Annotated in this window: 16 protein-coding genes; 5 read left to right on the top strand and 11 right to left on the bottom strand. The window is 45.3% G+C overall.

Annotated features, from left to right (window positions below; translation table 11 throughout):
• Positions 1-17 precede the first annotated feature (17 nt).
• Positions 18-3,755 (bottom strand): alpha-L-arabinofuranosidase C-terminal domain-containing protein, encoded by a 3,738-nt coding sequence (locus tag ABTV53_RS12865; protein ID WP_433753414.1) that lies wholly within the window; start codon positions 3,753-3,755, stop codon positions 18-20.
• Between the two features lie 307 nt (positions 3,756-4,062).
• On the opposite strand from ABTV53_RS12865, the gene ABTV53_RS12860 reads away from it, so the two are divergent.
• Positions 4,063-6,480 (top strand): family 43 glycosylhydrolase, encoded by a 2,418-nt coding sequence (locus ABTV53_RS12860; RefSeq protein WP_433753412.1) that lies wholly within the window; start codon positions 4,063-4,065, stop codon positions 6,478-6,480.
• Positions 6,481-6,615: 135 nt separating this feature from the next.
• On the opposite strand, the gene ABTV53_RS12855 is transcribed toward ABTV53_RS12860, so the two are convergent.
• Positions 6,616-7,170 (bottom strand): helix-turn-helix domain-containing protein, encoded by a 555-nt coding sequence (locus ABTV53_RS12855; protein WP_433753410.1) that lies wholly within the window; start codon positions 7,168-7,170, stop codon positions 6,616-6,618.
• A gap of 130 nt (positions 7,171-7,300) precedes the next feature.
• Here ABTV53_RS12855 and ABTV53_RS12850 point away from each other — a divergent pair, with 130 nt between their 5' ends.
• Positions 7,301-7,882: a LysE family transporter gene (locus ABTV53_RS12850; protein ID WP_433753408.1), complete on the top strand. Its 582-nt coding sequence runs from the start codon at positions 7,301-7,303 to the stop codon at positions 7,880-7,882.
• A 51-nt stretch (positions 7,883-7,933) separates the two neighbouring features.
• On the opposite strand, the gene ABTV53_RS12845 is transcribed toward ABTV53_RS12850, so the two are convergent.
• Complete coding sequence (locus tag ABTV53_RS12845; protein WP_433753406.1) at positions 7,934-8,911, bottom strand: MBL fold metallo-hydrolase; 978 nt, start codon at positions 8,909-8,911, stop codon at positions 7,934-7,936.
• Between the two features lie 201 nt (positions 8,912-9,112).
• Here ABTV53_RS12845 and ABTV53_RS12840 point away from each other — a divergent pair, with 201 nt between their 5' ends.
• A complete protein-coding gene (locus ABTV53_RS12840; protein ID WP_433753404.1) occupies positions 9,113-10,090 on the top strand; it encodes an alpha/beta fold hydrolase in 978 nt (325 codons plus the stop codon).
• Positions 10,091-10,170: 80 nt separating this feature from the next.
• Here the strand turns inward: ABTV53_RS12840 and ABTV53_RS12835 are convergent, their stop codons facing one another.
• The 4 genes from ABTV53_RS12835 to ABTV53_RS12820 form a co-directional block, all read right to left on the bottom strand.
• The gene (locus ABTV53_RS12835) at positions 10,171-11,016 is read right to left on the bottom strand and encodes a lipase family protein (RefSeq protein ID WP_433753402.1); all 846 of its coding nucleotides are present in this window, start codon (positions 11,014-11,016) and stop codon (positions 10,171-10,173) included.
• Between the two features lie 36 nt (positions 11,017-11,052).
• Positions 11,053-11,880 (bottom strand): lipase family protein, encoded by an 828-nt coding sequence (locus ABTV53_RS12830; RefSeq protein ID WP_433753400.1) that lies wholly within the window; start codon positions 11,878-11,880, stop codon positions 11,053-11,055.
• Positions 11,881-12,168: 288 nt separating this feature from the next.
• On the bottom strand, positions 12,169-13,650 hold the full coding sequence (locus ABTV53_RS12825) for a DHA2 family efflux MFS transporter permease subunit (RefSeq protein WP_433754179.1): 1,482 nt from the start codon (positions 13,648-13,650) through the stop codon (positions 12,169-12,171).
• Positions 13,651-13,718: 68 nt separating this feature from the next.
• Positions 13,719-14,306 carry a TetR/AcrR family transcriptional regulator gene (locus ABTV53_RS12820; RefSeq protein ID WP_433753398.1) on the bottom strand — a complete coding sequence of 196 codons (588 nt, stop codon included), beginning with the start codon at positions 14,304-14,306 and terminating at the stop codon, positions 13,719-13,721.
• A 258-nt stretch (positions 14,307-14,564) separates the two neighbouring features.
• Between ABTV53_RS12820 and ABTV53_RS12815 the strand changes: the two genes are divergently transcribed.
• Positions 14,565-15,998 (top strand): collagen-like triple helix repeat-containing protein, encoded by a 1,434-nt coding sequence (locus ABTV53_RS12815; RefSeq protein ID WP_433753396.1) that lies wholly within the window; start codon positions 14,565-14,567, stop codon positions 15,996-15,998.
• A 105-nt stretch (positions 15,999-16,103) separates the two neighbouring features.
• Here the strand turns inward: ABTV53_RS12815 and ABTV53_RS12810 are convergent, their stop codons facing one another.
• Positions 16,104-19,319, bottom strand: coding sequence for a bifunctional cytochrome P450/NADPH--P450 reductase (locus ABTV53_RS12810; protein ID WP_433753394.1), 3,216 nt, complete (start codon positions 19,317-19,319; stop codon positions 16,104-16,106).
• A gap of 296 nt (positions 19,320-19,615) precedes the next feature.
• Complete coding sequence (locus ABTV53_RS12805; RefSeq protein ID WP_433754177.1) at positions 19,616-20,536, bottom strand: NAD(P)/FAD-dependent oxidoreductase; 921 nt, start codon at positions 20,534-20,536, stop codon at positions 19,616-19,618.
• Between the two features lie 465 nt (positions 20,537-21,001).
• Here ABTV53_RS12805 and cyoE point away from each other — a divergent pair, with 465 nt between their 5' ends.
• Positions 21,002-21,931, top strand: a complete 930-nt coding sequence (gene cyoE, locus ABTV53_RS12800; RefSeq protein ID WP_433753392.1) for a heme o synthase — start codon at positions 21,002-21,004, stop codon at positions 21,929-21,931.
• A 130-nt stretch (positions 21,932-22,061) separates the two neighbouring features.
• Here cyoE and ABTV53_RS12795 read toward each other — a convergent pair whose 3' ends face one another.
• Both ABTV53_RS12795 and ABTV53_RS12790 read right to left on the bottom strand, forming a co-directional pair.
• Positions 22,062-23,831, bottom strand: a complete 1,770-nt coding sequence (locus ABTV53_RS12795; protein ID WP_433753390.1) for an ABC transporter ATP-binding protein — start codon at positions 23,829-23,831, stop codon at positions 22,062-22,064.
• Positions 23,828-25,573 carry an ABC transporter ATP-binding protein gene (locus ABTV53_RS12790; protein ID WP_433753388.1) on the bottom strand — a complete coding sequence of 582 codons (1,746 nt, stop codon included), beginning with the start codon at positions 25,571-25,573 and terminating at the stop codon, positions 23,828-23,830. Before ABTV53_RS12790 ends, ABTV53_RS12795 begins: the two co-directional genes overlap by 4 nt.
• Positions 25,574-25,683 lie beyond the last annotated feature (110 nt).

Genomic DNA, 25,683 nt, shown 5'->3' with positions numbered 1-25,683 from the left:
ATATTTATATATTTTTCTTATAGAAGATCCATAATGAGAACATTTACCGAATTAGCGAGCAAACCAACGGTCGCTGATTCACCATTCAGCTGTATCTCCTGTTCTTGGGGAACCACTTTCTCATCATTCTTCTGATTCACATTCGGAATATGCACCAAATGATCTTCTCCAGTAAGTGTGATCAGTCTGGCTGAAGCATCAACCTTCAGATCCTGAAGGCAAATCCGGGTTGATTTATCCACACCATCTGCATTGACGAGTTTCACATATACATGCTTCGCGTCTCTCGTAACGGAGTGGAATACTTCCCGGTTGTAAGCTTCCAGCTTGTAATCCAGAACCTTGCTGGTATTACGTCCGTCTGTATAGGAGCAGATCAGATTCTTTCCTGTATCCCCACCATAGTTAACCGTGATTGTATAATCAGTCCCATTCTCGAGTGGTTCATAGTTGGCCGCTCTCAGGTTACCTGCTGCCGAACTGGATGAATAGTCTCCCAATGTGTAACCTTCAATCCCTTGTTTATATACCTTCACTCCTGTGGCATTTCCCCCGTAACTGATAGCGTACTCGATGACATCCTTGTTCTCGGGTGAGATATCCGTCAATCCCACGCCGATATAAAAACCTTCCTCACCTGAAATTCTTTCAGCCTCAACGTGCACCTTGTAGTTAGTCCATTCGTCATTCAGCAGGTACAATCCATTCAATCCACTTGATTGTGCGCTCAAGATGAGCCCTTTCCCTGCTGTTAACGTATATCCTTCCGATCCGGGAATCTGGCTCCATGCCTCGCTAAGCTCTGTACGTTCTCTGAAATCTTCATCAAACATCAAACTGCCATCCACATTGGACGTGACCGTGACTCGTTTCACCACGATATCTGCATGACCTGTTGCAATCTCGATGCCTCCACGAGGAATGAGATTCAACGGTTTGCCTTTGCTATAGATGGAGAACGAAGTTTCAAGCACCTGATCTCCTACATGTTTTGCAAAAAGCTGTTGTACATAATAATTCGGTGTATACCACACGGTTTCATCATCAAACCAGATGCAGTCTGGCGTCCAGCGGTAAGTACCGTCCGTTAGTACTTTGTTGAACAATGGCGCATAGGCAGCCAAACGAACAACGTCCGCATTATTTTCAAATCCGGTCATGATCGCAGCTTCTGCGACCGCTCCTGCCAGCGTGTTTTTGTCCGTGGACGCATATTCTCCAACAAATACTTTGGATGTTTCTTTCCAATCGATACTTCCATCTTCATGATAAGCCCGGTCATAATAGTTGTACCGATCCACGTTATTCAGCAAATATTCGTTGGATCGGTAGTAGTGCTCATCTGCGATGGTATCCATATAATTGTCCTGGTTCTCATACCAGGTTACCGTCTCCTCAATTACCTCTGTGCCATCTGCAAAAGCAACCTGAGCTGATCCCGTCAGATTCCCGCTGAGGAACTTCCATCCTTCCTGGTACGCATCATCATCTGCCTGAGCACCAACCGTCGAGATAATGTGCAGCTCATGATCAGGGTAGTTCTCTTTCATGTACTCATCTATTGAACGTTTGAATACTTCGAAGTTGGCAAAAAATTCAGTGCCCCAGTTCTCATTGCCTACGCCCAGATAACGAAGATCAAACGGTTCAGGATGCCCCATCTGGCTTCGTACCGCCGCCCATTCGTTGTGTTCAAAGTCTGTACTGAGCGCAAAGTCGATCAGATCTGTAAAGTTGCGGATATAATAATCCCTTAAAGCGCCACCCGCAGGGTGAGCATAATCCGAGCGTGCCTGACATAACACACCGCAAGCCATGACTGGAACTGGAGCGGCATTCAGATCTTCCGCGAGTTGGAAGTACTCCATATAACCGAGGCCCATCGTCATCATGTAGCCCCAGACATTATAATTTTCTTTGCGCAGCTCAACCGGACCCACAGAATCCTTCCAGTCATATACGTTATCCCAGATAAAAGACCCTTCCGAGATACATCCTCCCGGAAAGCGCAAGAACTTCGGATGCAGATCTGCGAGTGCCTGTATTAGATCTTTTCTCAATCGATAGTTCGGATTACCTGTGTAGTTGGCATGTGCTGTAGCCGATATTCCTTCTTCTGTCGGATTAGCTCCCCATACATTCTGAGGCACCAAGGACACCATATCGATGGAGATGTCACCTGCAAACGTAAGTGCAAGTTGACCAAGTACAGTCTCCGTTCCGTTCAGAGGCACGCCGTATTTCTTCCATGTGTTCCCGCCTTCAACATGTAGTGTCACCGAATTACTGATGGAAGTGTCCCTTCCATCCTGCAATTGAACGGTGATTGTTCCTGCCGATTCTGCTTTTGCCCATACGGTAAAATCATAGGATTCATTCTGCTTGATAGACATGGCACAGTGCTGGTTGGAGTCTGAGAATCCACGATTTCGAATCGTTGCCCCATCCTGAACCGTTACATAATAAGCATTTACTTCAGGGTCTTCCACGTTAAAGTGAACGTTCAATCCATCCGTATGCTGCACAAGCATTTTCCTCGTATCGCCTGACCAGGCAAACAAAGGTTCACGATTTCGACCTGTCGAACAACCACATTCTCCAGAGTCATGGGAGTACGTATCAAATGCAAAGGATTCAAATGATCGATTCTGGACAAGCTCCGCATAGATTCCGCCATCTGCCGCATTGTTAATATCCTCGTAAAAAAGCCCATACATGACTTCACTGATGTCTGCCACCTTCTGATCTCCATGGATGGTAACCGTATAAGGCGGTAGATGCGCTGGCACAACAGACACGTCAAAGCTTTGGCTCAGCTTACTGTCACCTCTGTTCAGAAGCGCACGGAGCGTAACCTCTTGTGCTGATGTGATCACCTGAACTTCTCCGTTCTCGGACAAGACTTCCGGCTTACTGGAACTCCATTCAACAGACACTTTACCACCCAGCAAGTCTGCGGGTAATGATACATCCTTGGTGATGATTCGGTTGGGGAAGGACAAGTACTTGTCCGCCGCAAGCTTCACAATCGCTTCATCTGTCAGTGACTCACACATCACTTCAATGACTTCATCCATGGTGAGCGCTGCCCCATAGATCCGAAAGTCGGATAATGAACCTGCAAAATCCACATCCGCTGCATACTGGGAACGTCCAATATAATTCTGGCTATAGTTCTCAGGGTCCTGGAACGTATCAAACCATTTGCGCAGTTTGGCATAGTTGCCACTGGACGTCTGACTGATCGAACCGTCTGCGGCCTTCTCCCCGTTCACGTACACAATCGGGCCCGCACTGCTGAGCGTCCCACCTTGACTGCCTGTCACGGAAAGTGCAATATGCATCCATTCTCCACTTGCAACGCCTCGACTTGGGTGGACAACCAGATTGTCACCAGCATATAACGTACCCAAGAGTTGACGTGTCAGGAATAGATATGGTCCCTTCTCCCCTTTGCCAAAGTCAAAAATGCGTTCCCACACATTAGACCCCTTGCCCAGAAACACCCAAGTAGCAATCGTAATCCCTGTGTTATCGCTTACATCACGAAGCAGATTCGAGGGTAATTGCAGATAAGAAGTTCCATTCGCTCCCCCATTGAAGGTTACCGCTGTTCTGCCTTTCAACTCGGATATTATAGGGGGTAACTCGCCTTTTGCCAAACTATCATGCCCGTTCCCGGAGCTGTCTTTCCCGATCTGAACGGTATCTTCGAACGCGTATTGTGCGATTAATTGATTTTGATATGTCCTCATGTTCGTACCTCCTATGTAATTGGGGGATTGCCGGTTTACGTCTTTAATTCGTATAAACATGAAATGATTAATGAATATATAAACATATGATCTAAACGTAATAATATCTTATTCCAGATGCAGATTTCAATCCTAAATTTGAATATAACTACTGTTTTATGGTTTACAAACATATAAATCAATTGATAATATAACAAATGAAAGCGCTTGATATGTTGAAATACCCAAAGGAGGTCTGCCGAACCTTATATCGTGTGATGCCAAGTATCGGTTTTTTTTCATTCCGGGATTAGGAAAGGGGAAACGTATGAAACGTTATTGGGTACGCGTACTTAACATTTCTGTACTAAGCACCACTTTACTTACTGCAACAACTTTGGCGCCGGTCTCGGTGTTCGCAAATGATTCAGGGGCAACCGTGGGTAACTCGCAGACTTTCACCACACCTATCGCAAATCCTGCTCCATCATTCAAAAATGTTTCCGTTCATGACCCTTCCGTCATTAAGGTAGATGATACGTTTTATATTTTTGGTTCACATCTGCAAGTAGCTAAGTCCAAAGACTTTTTGAACTGGGATCTCGTCGCATCGGGTGTTACGGATAACAACCCTGTTGTCCCCAATGTAACCAAGGAATTCGCTGAAGCGCTAGAATGGGCACAGACGGATACGTTATGGGCCGCAGATGTCATTCAACTGGCGGACGGCAAATTTTATATGTACTACAATGCTTGTAAAGGGGACTCTCCGCGATCAGCGCTCGGCATTGCTGTCGCAGACAATATCGAAGGGCCTTATAAGGATCAAGGCATTCTGTTGAAATCCGGCATGTGGGATCAGATTAGTGAGGATGGCACCATTTACGATGCAACGATTCATCCCAATGTGGTCGATCCTGATGTCTTTTATGATAAAAACGGCAAGTTATGGATGGTATATGGCTCCTACTCCGGGGGGATTTTCATTCTGGAGATGGATGAAACGACAGGCAAACCACTGCCAAATCAAGGTTATGGCAAGAAGCTGACCGGAGGCAATCATAGTCGTATTGAAGCACCTTATATGCTCTACAGTCCCGAAACCGATTATTATTATCTGTACCTGTCTTACGGTGGACTAGGTGCTGATGGAGGATATAACATTCGCGTTGCCCGCTCTCAAACACCGGATGGACCTTTCCTCGACGCAGAAGGAAACGATATGATCAACGTTAAAGCGGATAAGGATAAACCGTTGTTTGACGATCGTTCGATTGAGCCTTTTGGAGTCAAATTAATGGGGAACTTCCTGTTCCAGAGACAGATTGGTGATCCGGGAACCGGTCTGGGAACCGGTTATGTATCGCCAGGACATAACTCTGCTTACATTGATGAGGAGACTGGCAAACCATTTCTCATCTTCCATACTCGCTTTCCGGAGCGCGGCGAAGAACATGAAGTTCGCGTACATGAGATGCATATGAATGCAGCTGGTTGGCCTGTCGTTTCTCCGTATCGCTATGCAGCTTTGGAAGAGGATACCACGCAACTGACAACTCAGAAGATCGCTGGTCAGTACCAATGGGTGAATCATGGTAAGGACATCACAGCGGACATCAAGCCATCCCAGACGGTTCAGTTCACAGCAGATGGGCAGATTCATGGTGCCGTGACAGGAACATGGAGTCTTGGTGCAGACAACAAGGTTCAGATCACTTCGAATAACGTTGTCTACAAAGGCGTCTTCACACATGAATGGAATTCGGAATCTCAAAGTACGGTTCTGACCTTTAGCGCCCTCTCCTCCTCCGGGATTGCCATCTGGGGAAGTCAAGGTGTTGAACGGAATGATCAAGACATTGTAGATGCGGTGAAAAAGGATCTGACCATTGGTAATACGGATCACGTGTTCTTCAATCTGTCTCTGCCTACCAAGGGAACAAGTGATGCAGACATTACGTGGAAAAGCTCCAACACTTCGGCTCTTTCCGCTACAGGGGTAGTGCAGCGCCCACGCGCTGGCAAGGGCGATGTCAAAGTAAAATTAACTGCAACCATTCGTAAAGGAACTGCGGTAAGCTCCAAAACGTTTAACGTTATCATTCCACAGCAAGCGGTAAGCCCATTGCTTGGGGAGTATACTTTTGAACACAAGAAAATTGCAAAAATCGCACAGGATGACAGTAAGAACAAGTATCATGGACAAGCCTATAATGTGGTGAGTTCTGCTGCAGGTGGCAAAAATCAGACTGCCGCATTTAACGGAACCGACAGTTACATGCAGTTGCCTGGACTCCTTACAGATACAACGGATTTCACGTTTAGCGCTTGGGTCAATTGGGATGGCGGCGGGTCCTGGCAGCGTATTTTCGACTTTGGGAATGGCTTGACCAGACACATGTTCCTTACTCCCTCCCAGCATAATGGAGCTTTGCAATTCACCATTCATAATGAGAGTCGGGATCAGAGTCTGATTGCTGCAGATCCGTTGCCTTCCAAAAAGTGGGTTCATGTGGCTGTAACCCTTCAGGGTGATGTAGGCACTCTGTATGTAGATGGTACATCGGTTGCAAGCAGCTCTGAGATTACTTTTAACCCGAAAGATCTTCAGGTAACGGAAGCTTATGTGGGCAAGAGTCGTTATACGGCTGATCCGTTCTACAAAGGCAGTCTGGATAACGTACGAGTGTATGACAAAGCATTAACAGCCAAGGAAATCCAGCGTCAGGCCAAAGAAAAGCCTTAAATCAGAGCCCACTATCGCAAACGGATAGGCTTTATAGTGCATACATCAATAAAGCAGCCAATGTTTTGAAATGAGGCCTTTGTTAGACACGGCTAACAAGGGAGTTGCAGTTCATTACATCAGGCTGCTTTATTTTCACTTCGAATAATGAATAACCATGCTTAACTTGTTGGCCGAAGCTCCGGGATTAATATAGGCATGGGGCTTGTCTGCTCGAAAACGGATCGACTCCCCTTGCTTCACCGTATATTCTTCCGTCCCAACCTGAATCATGAGTTGTCCTTCAAAAACCGTAATAAACTCTTCAGCCCCTTCGATGTGTGGTTCAGCACTTAAAGAAGACTCCACATCCATCTCCATCATGTACATTTCAAAGCGCCGTCCTTCTTCAAAAGAGAAATGCGGATATATGCGAACCCTGCCCTCGTCTTCCATCAATACCTGAATATCATCCCCCGTTACAACGGTAGTATCTGACTTCGGCTCGTGGATCAAAGCAGTGAAGGAGGTTTTCAGACCATTAGCAATCTTCCATACGGTTGCAATGGATGGATTGGATTCACCACGTTCAATCTGACCAAGCATGGTCTTGCTAATGCCAGACATTTCGGCGACCTTGTCCAGACTAAGTTTTCTTTGTTCCCTAAGCTGTTTCAGGTTCTGAGCAAGAATTCGATTAATGTTTTTCAAAATCTATTCCTCCTCATTTTATAATTATATTGTGCTATATAACGCACATATTGTACAATAATGGATATCGTGCGCTATAACGTACATCTAAGTTCATTATATCACACAACTAAGAAAACGTGGAGGGATCATGAACATTATACCTTTAGTGACCTATGCAATCATCGCTTCATTTACACCCGGACCCAACAATATCATTTCCATGACGCATGCCAGAAATCAGGGTTTCCGCAAGACCCTTCCGTTTATTAGTGGAGTTGCAGCCGGCTGCCTGCTAATTATGTTTCTGTCCAGTTATTTCAACCTTATTCTTCATCAATACATTCCTAGGATCACACCCGTCTTAAACGTGTTAGGATGTATGTACATGCTCTATCTGGCGCTCAAAATCATGCGAAGTAAACCTGCAGATTCGCAAGAAAACAAGGTCAATCATTATTCATTTCTATTCGGGTTCACCCTGCAATTCATCAATCCCAAAGTCATTCTGTACGGGCTTACTGCCATATCCGTTTTTGTTCTGCCTCTTGGGCAGTCTCATGTTCAATTAATTGTATCTTCCTTTTTGCTCACCTTCATCGGCATAAGTGCCAATATGACCTGGGCGTTCGGTGGCATGTTATTCCAGAACTTTATATTAAGATACGAGCGTCCTGTTAATATCGTAATGGGTATGTTGTTAATCTACAGTGCACTATCAATCCTGATGTAAAATGTAATAGAAAAAGCGTCCACCCATTCGATGAGCTGAACGCTTTTATTTTTATCCTAATTCCGGTCTCCACCATGGATGTGTAGGGTAATCCTCCGTATGAAGTACAACCTTCTCGCCGATTTTGGGAGTTGCAACCTTCACATTCATAGCATGTGCGGCCTTCGTAATTCGTTCAACCGGTTCATTCCAGGCATGATAGGCCAGCGTAAATGCAGCCCAATGAATCGGGATAAGCAACTTGCCCCCTACATCCAAATGCGCTTGCACCGTCTCTTCGGGCATCATGTGAATGTTGGACCACCGCTCGTCATATTGCCCACATTCCATCAAAGTGAGGTCAAATGGACCGTATTTCCTGCCGATCTCCTTGAAATGAGGACCATATCCGCTATCTCCACTAAAGAATACCTTCGTATGTTGTCCAGAGATAACCCACGAACACCATAAGGTAGAATTACGGTCGAATAATCCTCTGCCTGAGAAATGGCGCGCAGGTGTACAAGCGAATGTTAAACCTTTGAAGGATAACTCATCCCACCAGTTATGCTCAGTAATCTGTTCTGAAGGCACACCCAGGTGAATCAGTCGACGACGGACGTCAAGCGGCACGATAAATCGCTTTGTTTTATCCTTCAATCTGCGAATGGAGTCATAATCCAGATGATCATAATGGTCATGCGATATAATGATTGCATCCAGAGCCGGGAAATCCTCTGGTTGAATCGGTAGATTTGTGCTGTAACGTTTGGTACCCACCCAGGACACAGGTGATGGACGATTACCCAGCATCGGATCAAAGAGCAACCTGTGCCCTTCAATTTCTAGCAAAAAAGCCGAATGTCCGAACCATGTAACCTGTGGATTATCGGATGCATTGAAGGTTTCAGCAGGTTCACATATCTCCATGGGCATCGTACCTGATGGCTTCCGCTCCACATCTCCACGCATGGAATCTCTCAATATACTGATCAGAGACTTAAAGTTCATGCCAGCAGATGTCGGGATCTGATTTTCGTATTTTGTCATTATACATACCTTCTGTTCTATATAATCGTTCTGTGATTCAACATTCGGATAGGAACTATTCATATCGTAACTTTATATTAATTCATTGGCTGTTGATATTCAATTTTCGGTTAATTAAGATAGAATTAAGACTCTGTTTTCTCCCGTATAAGACTGCGCATATATGATAGAGAAAATACATTTGAAAGTATGTGAGAGAACATGAAGAAATGGCGCAAAAGATTAGTTAAATTTTTGATATTCGACCTGGCGGTAGTTCTGTTGCTACTGGGTACTGGCGTGATTTACCAACAAGTGGGTTTAAGGCAGGATGCCAAAATACTCGTACCCCCTGGAAAACTGTACAATGTACATGGTGAAAATATGCATTTATATACCGGTGGAGAAGGCGCTGTAACGGTAGTGCTCGCCTCCGGCTGGGGGACCGCTAATCCCTATGTAGATTATTATCCATTATATGAAAAGCTTGCTCCCAACACAAAATTCGCTGTATATGATCGATTTGGCTATGGATATAGTGATCAGACCGATAAGAAACGTGATGTCGATACCGTGGCAGAGGAATTACACGAGTTGTTAAAGGTATCTGGACAGAAGCCCCCTTATGTATTGGTTGGACATTCACTCGGCTCGTTGGAGACCATCCGTTTCGCGCAAAAATACCCGGATCTCGTCAAGGGTATTGTCATGATTGATGGTGGAAGCCCAGAATATTATTCGAATGACGATGACTCCTTGGCGGATACAATTGGTGGGTTTGCGAATAAACTCCGTATCCAAACCGGACTGTTCCGCCTGTCCATGCAATCTGACTTGGTTGTCGAAAATTCCAATGCCAATCGTAATGAACTAAAACTTGTACCCGACGATCTGAAAAAATTGGATACGACTGCGTTGCTGCACAACTATGGGAATGCGAACACGTTGGATGAATTACGTGAAATAGCTAAAAATGGCAAAGTGGTCGTAGATCACAAGCAAACCTTGCCGTTTCCACTCACCATACTGACGGCTGATTACTTCGGTGCAAGTGAGCCCGAATGGGATAAAACACAAGTAGAATTCAAATCTTGGTCAGATGATTCAAAACAGGTAACCATTAAAGATACCGACCATTACATCCATCAATATCATCCTGACCTCGTTGCTCATGAAATATTGGCCCTGGTGAATAAATAACTTACACTCTACTAAAAGTAAGGTTAGCTATATCAAGAAAGAAACCCCAAAGAGTCTCCAATATCTTTGGGGTTTTGGGTCTATTCTTCGTCTCCTTCCTGTTCACTGCATCCCCCTATAAATGGAACACATAATCCCGTATCAGGACAAAACCCCGGGTTATCCGTGCATAATACCTCGGTATAACCAGGATTCTGCCGGCTGAGGAATTTGAAATAGCATACAATCTCATGATTGCGAACGGGTAAACTGTTCAGCTGGAACGAGAGCGGAACCTTTGTATTCACATGACGATATAATAATCCGTTTTTTGTAAGTGGAGGCGGATAGGTCTTAGCTGGCAAAGTCGGAATAATGTCGTGCACATTCACTATACGAAAACTGTTTTTTACCGTTTGGTTGAAAGAGGACGCAAATTCCGGGTCTGCGACACGTGGACTGCCATATGTATACACGATCGGATGTTTGAACCTGGTGTTCACTGCAATATCCAAAGCCGTCAATACGGCTAAAGCCCCTCCCAGGCTGTGCCCTGCAACAAACAGTCTTTTGTTCATAGAAAGCTTGTTCAATTCCTCGATCAATTTTTCTCTTGCTGATTGGTAAATACATGTAAATCCACGATGAGTCTTTCCAACATTTCTGACAAAAGGATACGGAATCTGAAAAAGGTCTTGATCTGACTCATTGTCCTTAAAGGTTCGGGTTCCTCTATAAATGATTACAACCTCGTCTTTTGACTCAGCGATAAAACCGAATACTTCTAGTTCTGGCTCCTCGACACCAGCAAGCGCGAGAATGTTGAATCGAAGAGTATAGCCTTGCGGCAGAACAACCTTTTCATTCTCAAAAAGTCGGTACGCTTGATTGAGCATGGCCGCAAGCAATATCGCGTCTTCGATATTGTACATTCCTGGAATTCCCATAAATGTAGCTCCTCCTTATATTCAAGGCTTCAAACTCTAACATCCCTGAAACGGAAAGCACATGCCGGCATCGGGACAGAAGCCCGGATTTTTGTTGCATAGCGCTTTGGCAAATTCAGGATTCTTTTGGCTGAGCTTGTTAAAATAGCAAGCAATCGAGTCGTTGCGCGACACATTGTTCAGTTGAAAAGAGATGGGTATTTTCGTTTTTACATGCTGATAGGTAATTCCTCTCTTTGTAAAGGGAGGCGGATACCTGCAGGCCGGGAACGTCGGGAAAGTGTCATGAATGTTGACGATTCGCGTACTGTGCTTAACTGTACTGTTAAAGCGGGAGACGAAGTTGGGGTCTCCGATGCGCGGACTGCCGTACGTATAAACGAACGGATGTTTGAACCCGGTGTTTACCGCAATATCCAAAGCGGCAAGCGTAGCCAAAGCTCCGCCGTAGTTGTGGCCCGTAATATACAGCTTTTTTGCTGGCGAAAGTTTTTTTAATTCACGGATGAAGTTGTTTCGGGTGGATCGATATAAGCATGTAAAGCCACGCGAGGTTTTCCCTCCGTTTCGGACGAAAGGATACGGAATCAGAAAGATATCATATGAGGCAAGAAGGTCTGACGGATACGAAGCGTACCCTCTAAACGCAACAACGATTTGATCCCGTGACTCGGCAATAAATCCGAATACAAGCTCCGTTGGATTCTCGACGTCGGCAGAAGCGCGGATCGTAGAGCGGAGCTTAAATCCTTTCGGTAAGACCAGCTTTCCCTCAAAAAATAACAAGTACGTCTGATAGCTCATTGCCGCGAGGAATATGGCTGTTTTAATGTTAAAAACAGTTGTTTTATAAGCTGTACCCATCTGTACAACTCCTTTCCCCATGAGAGCTTATTCTTCGTTTACTTCCTCTGCTTGAACAATCTGTGACGTATCGACAGCATTTAAACATTTGTGCTGGGAGCTGTTCCTTGATTAATAATATGAAACTCATGCCTATATGATGTCACAGACTGACGAGATGTGAGTATATCAGCATAGCATGTGTTACAGAACAGTAGAGCTTCAGGATGATTAAATACGAAAAAAACGATGCGTCCCCTTAATTAGGGAACACATCGTTCTTATTCGATATCAGGTAGCTTATGTCAATTAATGCATAGAACCTTGTTGTCCTGGCGTTGATCCTACTTTGACCCGTTTCACGAAGAGTGAAGTAATCAGACCGATAATCGACAGAACTAATGCGAATACAAATGCATTCTGTACACCTGACGTGAAACCTGCCAGTTGATTTTCCGGACTTTCCGGATTCGCCACTCCACTGAGATAGCGGGATTGTCCTGCGCTCAGTATACTTACGGCAACAGCGGTACCGATTGCTCCGGATACCTGCTGTAACGTATTCATGATGGCAGTACCGTGAGGATAATACTCACGTGGCAATTGGTTCAGACCATTCGTCTGTGCAGGCATCATAATCATCGAAATTCCGACCATCATGAACACATGCAGCGTAATAATTTTGGCCAGGGTCGTTGTTGGTGTAATGCCAGTGTACATGAAGAGTACAACCGTTACGATAACCAGACCAATGATTACAAGCCACTTCGGACCGAACTTGTCGAACAGTCGACCCATAACCGGAGACAGTAGACCATTCAGCAAACTACCCGGCAATAGAACCAGTCCAGCGGTTAGCGCTGTAACGGCCATACCTTGTTGCAGATACATCGGCAGAATCAGCATGGATGACAGCATCATCATCATACAGATGAAAATCAGGATCAAACCAATCGTAAACATCGGATATTTGAACGCTCGAAGATCCATCATCGGCTGCTTCATTCTCAACTGACGGATGCTGAATAACAACAAGGACAGTGCGCCAATGACGATTGTCGAGATAACAACTGGACTTGTCCAGCCACCGCCAGATTCTCCATGTCCTCCTGCACTACTGAAGCCGTATACGATACCACCAAATCCAACTGTAGATAGAATAATCGAGAGTACATCAATTTTGGGCTTGGTCAATTTCGAAATATTCGGCAAGAACAGCAAACCACATACCAGTGAGATCAGGAAGAACGGCAAGGAGATCCAGAAGATCCAGTGCCAGCTCAGATTAGCCAAGATCAGACCAGAGATACTCGGACCACTTGCTGGTGCGAACATGATAACCAAACCGATTAATCCCATGGCAGCACCACGTTTTTCAATCGGGAAAATAACCAATATCGTGTTAAACATCAGTGGCAATAACAGCGCTGTACCTATCGCCTGTAGTACCCGTGCCACCAACAGAATTTCGAAGCTAGGTGCAAGTGCAGCAACAAATGTTCCTGCAATCGAGAAAATCAGAGACGTTGTGAACAGCTGTCTGGTAGTAAACCACTGCAACAGCATACCGGATACCGGCACCAGGATTCCCAACACAAGCAAGTAACCTGTGGTTAACCATTGAATCGTTGTAGGTCCTACTTCAAGCAGACCCATAAGTGGTGTCAAAGCCACGTTTAATGCCGTTTCCCCAAACAGACCAATAAAGCCGCTCAGCAGCATTGCGAACAAAATCGGAAATACCTTGTATTGCTTCGTTTCTTGTTGATTCTGTGCAGAATCAGCCTTCATGGAAACCTCCACGATCCCATCCTCCTCAAACGTATCAAACTTTCTTTTTCTCTGTCTCTTGCTATAACTCATTGAATCTGTTTGGCGTTCTTCGTCACAACCGACAAATACTCGGCAGCCGTCAGCAGAGGCTGTTTATCCTGATTCGTCAGGCTGATAATCAGTGCTCCCTCCATCAAAGAAATGATCAGAAGTGCCGTCTCCCGCGCCTTCTCTTCACCAACGCCATCCAGAATCAGATGTTTCTTAATGACATCCTGCCAATCTGCAAATACACCCTGACATGCAATACGCAACTGCTGACTAATACACGATGTCTCTACAGCTGCCCAGAAGCTGAATGGCAAAAATCCGGTAAACCCGGCTGATTCTGTTTCATGAGCCAAATCATAAATAAATCTCTGAATGGCGTCTCCTGTATTGTCATGGGCTGCAAATGTTTTCTCAAATGTCTGCAAGATATGTTCATTGGCTTTTTGAATACACTCGTACGCAAGCTCTTCCTTGCCTTGCGGGAAATAATGATACAACGACCCTTTCGGCGTACTACTCTCTTTGATGATCTGATTCAGACCGGTCGCATGATATCCTTGTGAAAAAAACAGTCTCGCTGCTGTGCTGACAATGGACTCTCTAGCATTAGACTTTTCACTCAACGAAAGCCACTTCCTTCAAATAATTATAACAATCGGTCTATATAATTAAACTCGCTTAGATCGGTACTGTCAATCATAATATTTCATTTTTTATTTGAAAGCATTTTCATATGAGAGTTATCATCACATCCTCTTTTTTAATTATTACCTTTTATACATTTCATTCTGAGAAAGTAGGGAACTTTTCCCTGTCTTCGAATAAACATACATCAGTGTGAATCACACTTAATTCGATTTTTGAGAAAAGGAGTGAGAAAATTGGCAATCCTGCTAACTGGCCCTATTGATAATAGCCCCGTGAATGGGGTAAGGCCCACCCAGACCGTTTCAATTAAAATTGAAAATCAGAATGCCGTGAACGCCGCAACTGTACTTGTCCAGGGATATTCATTAATTACAAGCAGAGCTTTATATGTAAGTGAGCAATTCACAATCTTACCAGATGCAGTAGCTACACATAGTTATTTTGCCGATATCAGCAGCTTCGAATACGTTATCACAGTTACAGGAGCATCCCCTGAAGATACTTTAGTTTCTGTTTGGGGGAAAAACAGTGCCGGCTCTTTAGTCGCTGCTCATCGACTTGTTTATTCCGAATTATTTGGCAGTGAGAATTTTAATGGAGCTACCGGGGCTACAGGAGCTACAGGAGTCACTGGCTCCACCGGTACTACCGGTACAACAGGCGCTACCGGACTTACAGGCGCGACGGGTGACACGGGTGACACGGGCGCGACAGGTCCTACAGGGGCTACAGGGGCTACAGGCATTACCGGCTCCACTGGACTTACCGGAGTCACAGGCACGACAGGAACAACAGGTGCCACGGGTGACACAGGACCATCGGGCGGTCCAGAGGGCCCTACCGGAGCTACAGGTGCGACGGGGGTTACGGGCAATACAGGTGCCACGGGAGCAACTGGCCTCCCTGGAGCAACTGGTGTTACTGGCACCACGGGTGCAACCGGAGCCACAGGCACAGTCCAGCCCAATCCCTTTGATGTATATGTTTTACAAGGCGCGGTGGGTGGAAATGGAACACAGGCCAGTCCTTTTGGAACGATTCAACAAGGCGTAACCGCGGTATCTCCAACAGGAACCGTTCATATTCTTGGTGGCACATACCCAATCACTGCGAACATTACCATTAATAAAGCAGGAATAACTCTAAAAGGCTATCCTAATTCAATCATCCTGTTACAAGCTGCTGTTATCCCGTTCACCATCATTGGAAGTGGAGTAACTGTAGACGGATTAACGATCACGAGTGACAACCCTTATGCTGTTGAGTTCATTCAATTAGGCGGAACCAATCATACCGTAATAAATAATACGATATTCGGTCCTCCGCAAGCAGGTCCCTCTTCAGGTTGGGTTGTTAATCGGGGCCTCGTGACCCAGACTGGAAATATGACTGGATTGATTGTAAGAAATAATATTTTTTATTCCTTGCGTCAACCAGCCTACTTTAACCCTAACACGACTGGAGAAATTATCAGCAATGTGGTTTATAACACCAGAGGATTTGTGAATGACCGGGCCGTCATGGTCTACTCTGGGAATTCATGGGGCAGTCCGGAAAATGCAGTGGATATTGCATTGCTTGTAGGAACAATAACAGGGCCTCCTTTTGACCCGATTACAGAGCTGAGCGCCAACAACAGTTCTGCAACGATTCAGGATTCCAGATAAGAGTCAGTTCTCGTTCTTACAAAGCGCCTGATCAAAATAGCCGCCGATTTGGATGTGAACTCCAGATCGAACGGCTGTTTTTGGATGAGTAGCATTATTCCATTACTACTTAATGTTACCTGCCCATACGTCTTGCACATAGCGCCCTTCCGCCTGAAGCTGAATAAGCCAGTCTTTCGCTTGCTGCATCGTTGCTCCCTGCACATCCTGATACGCTTGCCGCAGAGTCTCTTCCACCGCAGGAGCCATCTGGCTACCATCTCCGCATACGTAGATTCTTCCTTTGTTTGTAAGCATCCGTAGCAACTGTTCAGAATTCTTTTTCATTAGATGCTGTACATACGTTTTGGGCTTGCCATCCGCACGAGAAAAAGCAGTGTGTAGCTTAACAATCCCTTCTCGTTCGTATTGCTCAAGCTCCTGACGATATATGAAATCTGATTCATTCCTGCACCCAAAGAACAAATGCGCCTCACTCAGTGGCAACCCTCTCTGTTTCATGACAGCTCTTGCCTGGAGGAAACCTCTGAACGGTGCAATCCCTGTCCCCGGTCCCACCATGATCATGGGTACGTCAGCCTCTTGCGGCAGATAAAATTCGTCTTCCGGCGTACGTACAAACATCAGAATTTGTTTGCCCGCTGGACAACCGGCCAGGTACGTTGAAGCAACACCCAGATATTCGCCTTTGCCACTCCATGCAGGCTCTCTTACTACCGACACAGTTATGCTCGCTTGCACGGAATTCAGGCTTGGCGAGCTGGATATTGAATAATATCTGGGCTTGAGTGGCGGCAATAATTCAAGGAATTTTTCGAATGGCAGCTCACACGCCTCATACTTTTCTAGCAGGTCCAACATGGTGATTCGATTGGCAAGAATATAATCCCTGTAGATGTTTTCGTTCAACATGCCTTCCAGTTCACGCTTATGAGGTGGACATACCGTATGATTAGCTAACTCCTGCAACTGTGTTCTGGTAACAGGTGTCTGCAATTCCACACAGTGAGTGAGCAACTCATGAATCTTGACGGGTCTGTTCAGCGGAAGGTGTGTAAGATGGCTGACCTCCGAAGTTAATTGGATCTGAATATCCCCACTTAGTCCGAACCGACTGAGTATCCGATCCACATTCTGATTCTGATTGCTAGGCAACACACCGAGATGGTCGCCTTCTCTATAACTTATGCCTTCAGGTAGTAACACTTCGATGTGACGCGTGCTTCTTCCACTTCCCAACGTCTGAAGCTCTTTATTGACTTCAACCGTGGCATAGCTGGCATCATAAGTTTGTGCAAGTGGCATCTCTGCTTTCTCGTGGACAAACTCCATTTGAAGTCTGCTTGTGCTTGGCTTGGAGGATTTGATTGCTTCCTCACTAATCTCCAAGACACTCAACACCTGAGGCCACAACATATGCTGCCACGCCTCGACTTGTTTCTCCATATCACCTCCGGCATCGGCTTCACCGCGGGATAACAGTCTTTTACCTCCCAATTCTTCAAGCTTCTCATCCATCAATCGCGGAATGCTCTGATACGTCCCGGACCAGCTCCGATCTCCACAGCCCAGAACGGCATAGTTCACATCCCGTGCTTCCTCTGACTCCGCTCCCTTCAACCAGTCTACAAATGCCTTAGCATTTTGCGGTGGTTTGCCGTTATATGAAGCAGTGACGATGAGAACGACACCCTGTCGGGGTAACCGGCCAACCCACTCATTCAGAGAGGCTGCTGCACTCGGGATTCCATACGAACGCCCTTTCTCCGCAAGCTCTCGGGCAATGCCTTCTGCCGTTCCCAGATTGGAACCATATAACACCAGAAGCGATGGGTTACTATCTGCTTCAACGGCCAGGGTATCTCCCGTCTGGCTATCGCATGCCATATTTTTATGAACAACAGGAGCAGGTTTCTGTTCTGTATATACGCTAGCTTTATTCATCGTTTGCGAAGTCGTGCGCGCTTTCACCTGGATTCGGAAGTCTCCCGGCTTCAACGTTAGCGTCTGTTTAACATCCAACTCATAGTTGCTATAATCGATCAGGGCAAAATGTTTGAGGACCATGCCAAGCACAAGTGTTGCTTCATATAAAGCAAACTGCATGCCGATACATGCTCTCTCCCCATTACCAAAAGGTTTATACGCATGATGAGGTACTTTCGTCGTATCTTCAAATCGCTCCGGACGGAAAAGTTCCGCATCCTCTCCCCAGGCCTCTCTGTCACGGTGAAGCTGGGGCAGAAGAATACTGCAGCTTTCCCCTTTCATCAAGGGATATTTGCCACCTATGACGGTGTCTTCTTTGGCATATACGTCAAATCCCGGAGCGGTTGGCCAAAGACGTAGCGATTCACTAAGAATCATGCGAATATAGGAAAGCTGAAGAACTTCCTCATACTGTGGTGAGTCACTGACCAATATCTGATCCACCTCGTCATTTGCCTTTTGAAGCGATTCCGGATTTTTCAATAAAAAATATAGAGCAAAGGATAACAAACCACTCGTTGTTTCATGTCCGGCAATGAGAAACGTAATAATCTGATAACGAATGTTCTCATCATCCAGCATTTCGCCAGTCTCCGGATCTTTGCCATTCAGCATACGTGCGAGCAAGTCGATCTCTCCAGGTGCTGAACTCGCTTTACGTTCCTCTATAATCTGATCTACCAGAGAGAACATCGTCTGAATATCTTCCTGGAACTGTCGTTTGGTTTTCACCATAAGCAGATTCTGAATTTTCAAACGTGAACTCTTCTGCATCGCTTCATTCAGTGCCCGAACCATGCTTTCAATAAAGGGACTGTGGTCCTGTCTGTAAAAACTGTTAAACCGATAATTGAATCCACACAGTCCAATGGTATCCAACGTAAGGCGTGTCATATCGTCCGCAACATCAATCGGTTCGTTGGAATTGAGGCGTGCCCATTTGTTCATCAACTGTTCGGCAATATCGACCATCATGGGATGATAACCTTTCATGGCCTGCTTGCTAAAGGTGGGCAGCAGAATGTTATGGGCCTTTTTCCAGTTGGGCTCAGATGTTCTACTTGTAAATAAACCATCGCCTCCAAAGGCACGTACATTTTCGAGTTCGTTATATACAAACTTGTCAAAACGGGACACATCGCATAACTCAGCGACAAGATTTGGCCCCGATACAATTAAACCGGAATAACCGGGGACGGTAAGTCGATATATCGGTCCATACTGTTCAGCCAGTTCGCCTAGCGACAACGTTGGTTTATTTTTATCAATCAAAGGCAGATTTCCAAGCGGTCCATACATTTTGGGCTGTGGTATGTAAGCTGCATCATTCATGATGATCACCTCTTATCTGTATGTCGTGGAGCAAGGTATTCGCTAACCAAGGGATGGCTCCTCTGCTTTCATTCATAAGTGATCTCTCCTTTGATCATAATATAATTGATAGTTAAATATATCATTTGATAAAACAATAAACCAAAACAAACTTAATATCAAATTTTCTTCCGGCTACATTACTTCATTGGCATCGTTCAACGTTTGGGTTGTAACACTACAAATAGAGGATTGCATATGCAATCCCCTACTGTATGAACCGATGACGCTATGGTTCTATGGCGCTTCTATCTAATCTAATGACGACTTGGCTCATCCCACTTCTCGAAATTCAATTCAGTATTAATACTTACCGCAGATAACGCCCCCAGAGAAGCAGCCGTAATTGCCTGATATAACTCGGAAGCTGCATCACCAGCACTGTATACACCCGCTACGGATGTTTTACCAGAGGCATCAACGATCACTGTTCCGGACTCTGTGATTTCACAACCGATGGCCTTCGGCAGTTCTGATCCGGTAAACAGTTTCGGTTGGAAGAAGACGCCTGTGCATGGAATCGCTGTACCGTCACTCAATACAACTTGCTTTACCATTCCGTCTTGCGAGTCAATGGATTGAACCGGTGCATCGAAAACAGTAACCTTATGCTTCTCCAGCTCTTCACGCTGCTCCTCGGTTAAGGACTCTGTTCCATTTGTACAGATCGTATAACGTTCTGTCCATCCGGATATGACTTTTGCCATATGTAATGCCTTATCTCCGCTAACGATGATGACCAGCGACTGGTCTCTTAACTCCCAACCATCACAATATGGACACACAAACGCACTTTTGCCGTAAACTTCTGTTAATCCGTTAATGTCCAGAGGCAGATCTTTCTTACCTACTGCAAACAAAATCTTTTTCGTGCGATAGCTTGTGCCCAGAGAAGTCGTGACCCTAAAATCGCCATCTTGACCTGTTATCGTTGTTGCCGTATCGGATGCGAATTGAACGGAAGGGTACGCTGCCATCTGCTCTTTGGCGGCTTTGCGGAATTCACGTGGACTAGCCCCATCTCTTGTCACAAACCCATGGGTCTCCCTTGTGACCCAGTTACGCGGTGTCTCATCATCGATGACAACAACGTTCTTACGGGCCCTGCCGAGTACAAGTGCTGCATTAAGCCCAGCTGGTCCTCCACCAACAATAAGTACATCCAGTAGTTGATTCATATTACTCATATTATTCACCCTTTCAAGATATTTAATATCTCTAATTCTGCTTTAAAAATAACCTCCCGTTTTCTCTTAAGGAAAGTAATTCGGAGATTGGCGTAAAATCATTCGAACAAAACCATTAAAGATATCTTATATCCACAATATACAAATCCCAGGCATTTTGCAACATATATCTTTGTTTACATTCTTAAATCCAGCCAATGTGAGTTGAACAAAAGAACATTTACACTTACACTACAAAGACATAACAAGCTCCACATCGCACGTTATTCTCTGACTTTTTTGATGCTCTCCTGTAACACAGAAATAATTATTTAACAATTAAAAAAAACCTTGTTTTTAAATTGTTCACAATCAAATGACATTATTTTAAATACTAAAACGTTAATTAAATCACATAGTGTATTGAATGGTATAATAGCAACATAATATATAAGTATAGATATAGGAAGTGAGTTCTTGAAAACATTGAATAATGGTTCACAGACCAATATCAGCCTGGAGTATAGCTCGATTCCGAAAGTTTTCTTCGATACAATCAAAATCGGAATCATCAAGTCCAACCTGATTGCCATGTTTGCGGGTTTAAGTTTGGCTTTATATGTATTTGATGCTTCAATTTTAGCTAATATTGTACCAATCATCCTTTCTTTTATCGGGTCTTCCCTTATTATTGGGGCAGCAGGGGTGTTTAACAATCTGTATGATCGTGATATCGATGCGATCATGGAACGTACGAAGAAACGTCCTACCGTTACGGGACGTGTAGATACCAAGTCGGGTCTAATTCTCGGTATTGCAATCACCATCATCGGGGGCATCATGCTGTACATCGCTTCCCCATCCGCTGCTGTATTTGGTATTTTGGGTCTGTTGCTTTATGTGTTCCCTTACACGATGTGGACCAAACGTACAACCATTTACAACACAGAAGTGGGAAGTCTTTCGGGTGCTGTGCCTCCACTCATCGGGTGGGCAGCCATTTCACCGGAACTTGGTCATTTCGAGATCTGGGCATTGGTCGTTACGATGCTCTTATGGCAAATGCCTCACTTCTACGGGATTGCGATTCGTCGTTTTGACGAATACAAAGCTGCTGGTGTTCCCATGCTGCCTGTCGTTAAAGGTATCAGACGGACATACATTCAAACGAATGTGTATCTGATACTGTTATTGATCTCCAGCTTTTTATTCTGGCCGATGAGTCCATTTGTTGCTATTGTGGCATTTTTGGTTAGCTTGGCCTGGCTCGTTCTTAGTGTAGCTACCTTTGATAAGAAAGAAACAGAGAAATGGTCCAAACGGATGTTTATCTTCTCCATTAACCATATCACTATTATCTTCCTGGTCATCATTGCGTATTCCCTGATTGCTCAAATGATGAGATAAACATATTCCATCGTTCCACTCGTTATAACGAAAAAGCCCTACAGACTGTACTCTTTCAAAGAGTCGTCTGTAAGGCTTTTTTTGTGTTTTACATGGTTGTGTATTATCTTTTTTTTCTAAATCTGCAAAGCTACCCGACTTTGGCGGGAGTCTGTTCTCCTTGCCAGAGCAGCTGCATCTCTTCATTAGTGGCGAGCAATTCGGCCAAGCTCCCCTCAGCTTCAATACGTCCATCTTTCATAACGATAATAAGATCTGCTTTGGATAGTGCTGCCCTGCGGTGAGAAACTGCAATGCAGGTGACATCCGGCTCTTGGAACAGCCCTTCCCATACTTGTTGTTCTGTCTCCACATCCAGTGCACTGGACAGATCGTCAAAGATAAACAGGTCCGCCTCCGTCATTAACATGCGTCCTGTAGCCGCCCGTTGAATCTGCCCGCCTGACAGCATCACCCCTCTTGGACCAACCGGGGTCTCAAGCCCCTGATCCAGATGTTTGATATCTTTATCCATCACAGCCAGACGAATGGCTTTTTCAAGCGCTTGCTCCATGTTACCCTGTTTGCCCTGGACGATATTTTCTTTCAACGTATCACTGAACAGTCTAGGCACTTGTGGAGTATACGCTGCTCTAGGCGGCATCAGGAACGTGGCTGGATCAACAGCTGCTCCATTCCAGTGAATGTCCCCTTTTTGCTTGGGTAACAGTCCAAGAAGTGTTCGTACGAGCGTTGATTTACCTGATCCGATCCGTCCCGTAATGACCAGAAATTGTCCGCGTTTCAGACGGAAACTGATCTCTTCTATGCCATTTGCAGAATTCGGATATTGATACGTCAGATTTTTAACCTCGAGAGATTGCAATTTCTCCTTAGGGTCTCTCTGTTCACTTACAAGCTCCGGGGGATCTTCATACAGGTAGATTTCTCTCGAATCCATGATCTGGTCTTCTTCCCCTGGGCGGAATAGCTTACGCATACGATCATAGGATACTTTGAGCCTTTTGTGCTGAAACACCATATAACCAAACAGTGAAATGCTAAATCCGATATTAGCCAGATAACTGGTGAATAAGGCAAAATCACCTACGGTAAAGTTCCCTGCTTTCATCTCAGCGGCACACATCAGGAGAATCAGTCCGGTACAGATACTTAGCACATGCTGATTCATGGATCTCATCCACTGCTTGAACAGATTGTCTCGCAGTGCAGCCTGGCGACGATCTTCATTTAACTGATTAAAACGTGAAGAAACATTCTTTTCCGCCTGACCCAGTTTCAGGGCTTGCACAGCTCCAAACGTTTCCGCAATAAAACTGGTAATTCGCCCAGTCGCTTCGCGATTAACCTGAGCATACTTCCGGGCCCGGTTCCCGGAAAGGTTGTTGAGCAAGGTCACGACCACCAATGGTAACACAGCAACCAATGTGATCTGCCAATTAATGTTTGCCATAATGACGATGGACACAACAGCAAATACAAGCCGTCCCCAGAAGTCTACCCAAGATTCTACATACTCGACGACTTCATCGACATCATCCCGAAAGCGACTCATCGCCTCTCCTGGTGAAGCCGGAAGATTACGCCCAGGCCAGCGCATAATCGCTGCGAGCATGTTGGTTCGCAAAATCGCCTGAACATGATACAGATACGTAACCCATGCATAGAAGGCTACAAAAAATGTGCCCACCCGTGCCATTCGGACCAAAGCAATAAAGATCAGTGGCACAGCAAGCCATATGTAGTCATTTGAGCCCACTGTTGTGCGATCAAAAAACCACTGCATCCCAATACCAATGGCTAGCGGTAAGGAGTGAAATATACACCATAACAATCCGTTGATTACAAATAACAAAGGCCTAAATCGAAACAAACGGCCTATAAATCCTGCTACAGTCATGCCAATTCCTCCTCTCGGCCTGTAATGAGCAGTCTGGCATAGTGAGATGCCGGGTTACTGGCAAGTTCTTCTCTCGCTCCAAACTCCAGTACCTTCCCATCACCGAGCACCATAATCCGGTCCACTTTCTCCAGCGTAGCCAGTCGGTGAGCAATAATCACTCCGGTGGAATGTTTCATTAACTGATCAATTGCAGATTGCAGCATACCTTCGGTCGCAGCATCCAGACGTGACGAGGGCTCATCAAGAATAACCAGACTCGGCTCGGTCAGGAATACGCGGGTTAAGGCGAATAACTGTGCTTCCCCTGCCGACAATGAAGCTCCACCTGCTGCCAGATACGTATCAAGTCCTTCTGGTTGTGAATTAATCCACTGGCTAAGTCCAAGCCGATCCGTCGTCTCTCTAATCATATGATCCGATACATCCCCATTGAACAGGGTCAGATTGTCACGCAGCGTGCCATCAAACAATTGCACATCCTGTGTCACCATGCCAACGCGGCGATAAAGCGCTTGTAACGAAAGCTTTGTGATATCCGTTCCGCCTACACGGATCGTACCCCGATCCAGATTGTACAGGCGGAGAAGAACACGACTAAGACTCGATTTGCCGCTACCTGTGCGACCGATGATTCCCAGACGTTCTCCAGGTTTAATAGCAAAATTAATATCCTGTAAAACGGGTTTATCCTTGTTATAACTGAAGTGAACCTGACTGAATTCCAGACCAAGAGGTCCCTCCGGCAATCGCTGCTCTGTCCCCTCTTCAATCACACTTTGCATGGACAACAGCTCTCTGGAGCGAAGCATGCCTGATTTTGCTTTTTGGAACTCCTGCACCTGATCTCCAAGCATCTCAATCGGATCATTCAGCATCTGCGTATATTGGTAGATCAGAAATAATGTTCCGATACTAATTAGACCTTCCATATAGTAATGCACACCCAGCAAGAGCACCGCAGTGACCGCGAGAGCGAACAGAACTACCGTGGTATTCCACGGAATAACCCGTATCAGCCAAGCCTTTCTCCCCTTACGGAATACCGTGCGCATCGTGCGGTAAAAGCGGTTCATTACATAGGGCACATGACCATTTGCTTGCACATCTTCAATCCCGGCAATACGTTCTTCAATTAATCCGAACAGAGAGGCACTTGCCGCCCGTTCATTTTTGGAAGAGTCCACGCCCAAATTTCGGATGAAGACCATGAACAGGATTGATAATAATGTGAACACGGTCATAACCAAAGCAATGGGCACATTGACACTGAACATGAACCCGAGAATTCCGGCCAGCAGTACAAAACTCCCGATCACTTGCACAATAAACATCGCGAAAAAATTGGAGATACTCGTTACGTCACCATCTACACGTTCAATCATCTCACCAGGTGTTTTCACATTATGAAAACGCATATCGAGACGCAGACAGTGCTTCAGCAGATCTCCGCGCAGTTGATTTGTAGCCCGCCAGGCCACATCATTCCCCAAATAACTGACCGCTACCGTGATGAGTTGATTAAACACGGCAACAACCAGAAATATTCCTGCAAGCTGAACAAGATTGGTGAGGACTCCCCCACTTGCTGCTGTATCAATAAATCGTTTGATAATCTGTGGATTCAAAAGTTGAAGCCCCGTTGATGTGAGCAACATGATTAAAAGTAAGGCCAGCCGCCCTTTGACTGGTTTTAGATAGCGCAGCAGCCATGACATGGAGCGTTTCTCTGTTTTGGGCACAGGTCCCACCTCTTATCGGTTTATTTATATAAAATGAACTAAAGAACATTACACTGTAACTACGATGACAGAATAACCTTTCGATCGCTGTTACCCCCACTAGGATGAGT

The sequence above is a fragment of the Paenibacillus amylolyticus genome (assembly GCF_050990605.1).
Classification (GTDB): Bacteria; Bacillota; Bacilli; order Paenibacillales; family Paenibacillaceae; genus Paenibacillus; species Paenibacillus amylolyticus_H.
This window is presented reverse-complemented; position numbering and strand designations above follow the sequence as displayed.

What these genes read in the sequence shown, in the direction of transcription:
- ABTV53_RS12805 (WP_433754177.1), bottom strand. Translation starts at nt 20,536, where the DNA reads ATGAATCAACTACTGGATGTACTTATTGTTGGTGGAGGACCAGCTGGG.
- ABTV53_RS12810 (WP_433753394.1), bottom strand. Translation starts at nt 19,319, where the DNA reads ATGAATGATGCAGCTTACATACCACAGCCCAAAATGTATGGACCGCTT.
- ABTV53_RS12845 (WP_433753406.1), bottom strand. Translation starts at nt 8,911, where the DNA reads ATGACAAAATACGAAAATCAGATCCCGACATCTGCTGGCATGAACTTT.
- ABTV53_RS12795 (WP_433753390.1), bottom strand. Translation starts at nt 23,831, where the DNA reads ATGACTGTAGCAGGATTTATAGGCCGTTTGTTTCGATTTAGGCCTTTG.
- ABTV53_RS12835 (WP_433753402.1), bottom strand. Translation starts at nt 11,016, where the DNA reads ATGGGAATTCCAGGAATGTACAATATCGAAGACGCGATATTGCTTGCG.
- ABTV53_RS12860 (WP_433753412.1), top strand. Translation starts at nt 4,063, where the DNA reads ATGAAACGTTATTGGGTACGCGTACTTAACATTTCTGTACTAAGCACC.
- ABTV53_RS12840 (WP_433753404.1), top strand. Translation starts at nt 9,113, where the DNA reads ATGAAGAAATGGCGCAAAAGATTAGTTAAATTTTTGATATTCGACCTG.
- ABTV53_RS12825 (WP_433754179.1), bottom strand. Translation starts at nt 13,650, where the DNA reads ATGAAGGCTGATTCTGCACAGAATCAACAAGAAACGAAGCAATACAAG.
- ABTV53_RS12850 (WP_433753408.1), top strand. Translation starts at nt 7,301, where the DNA reads ATGAACATTATACCTTTAGTGACCTATGCAATCATCGCTTCATTTACA.
- ABTV53_RS12865 (WP_433753414.1), bottom strand. Translation starts at nt 3,755, where the DNA reads ATGAGGACATATCAAAATCAATTAATCGCACAATACGCGTTCGAAGAT.
- ABTV53_RS12830 (WP_433753400.1), bottom strand. Translation starts at nt 11,880, where the DNA reads ATGGGTACAGCTTATAAAACAACTGTTTTTAACATTAAAACAGCCATA.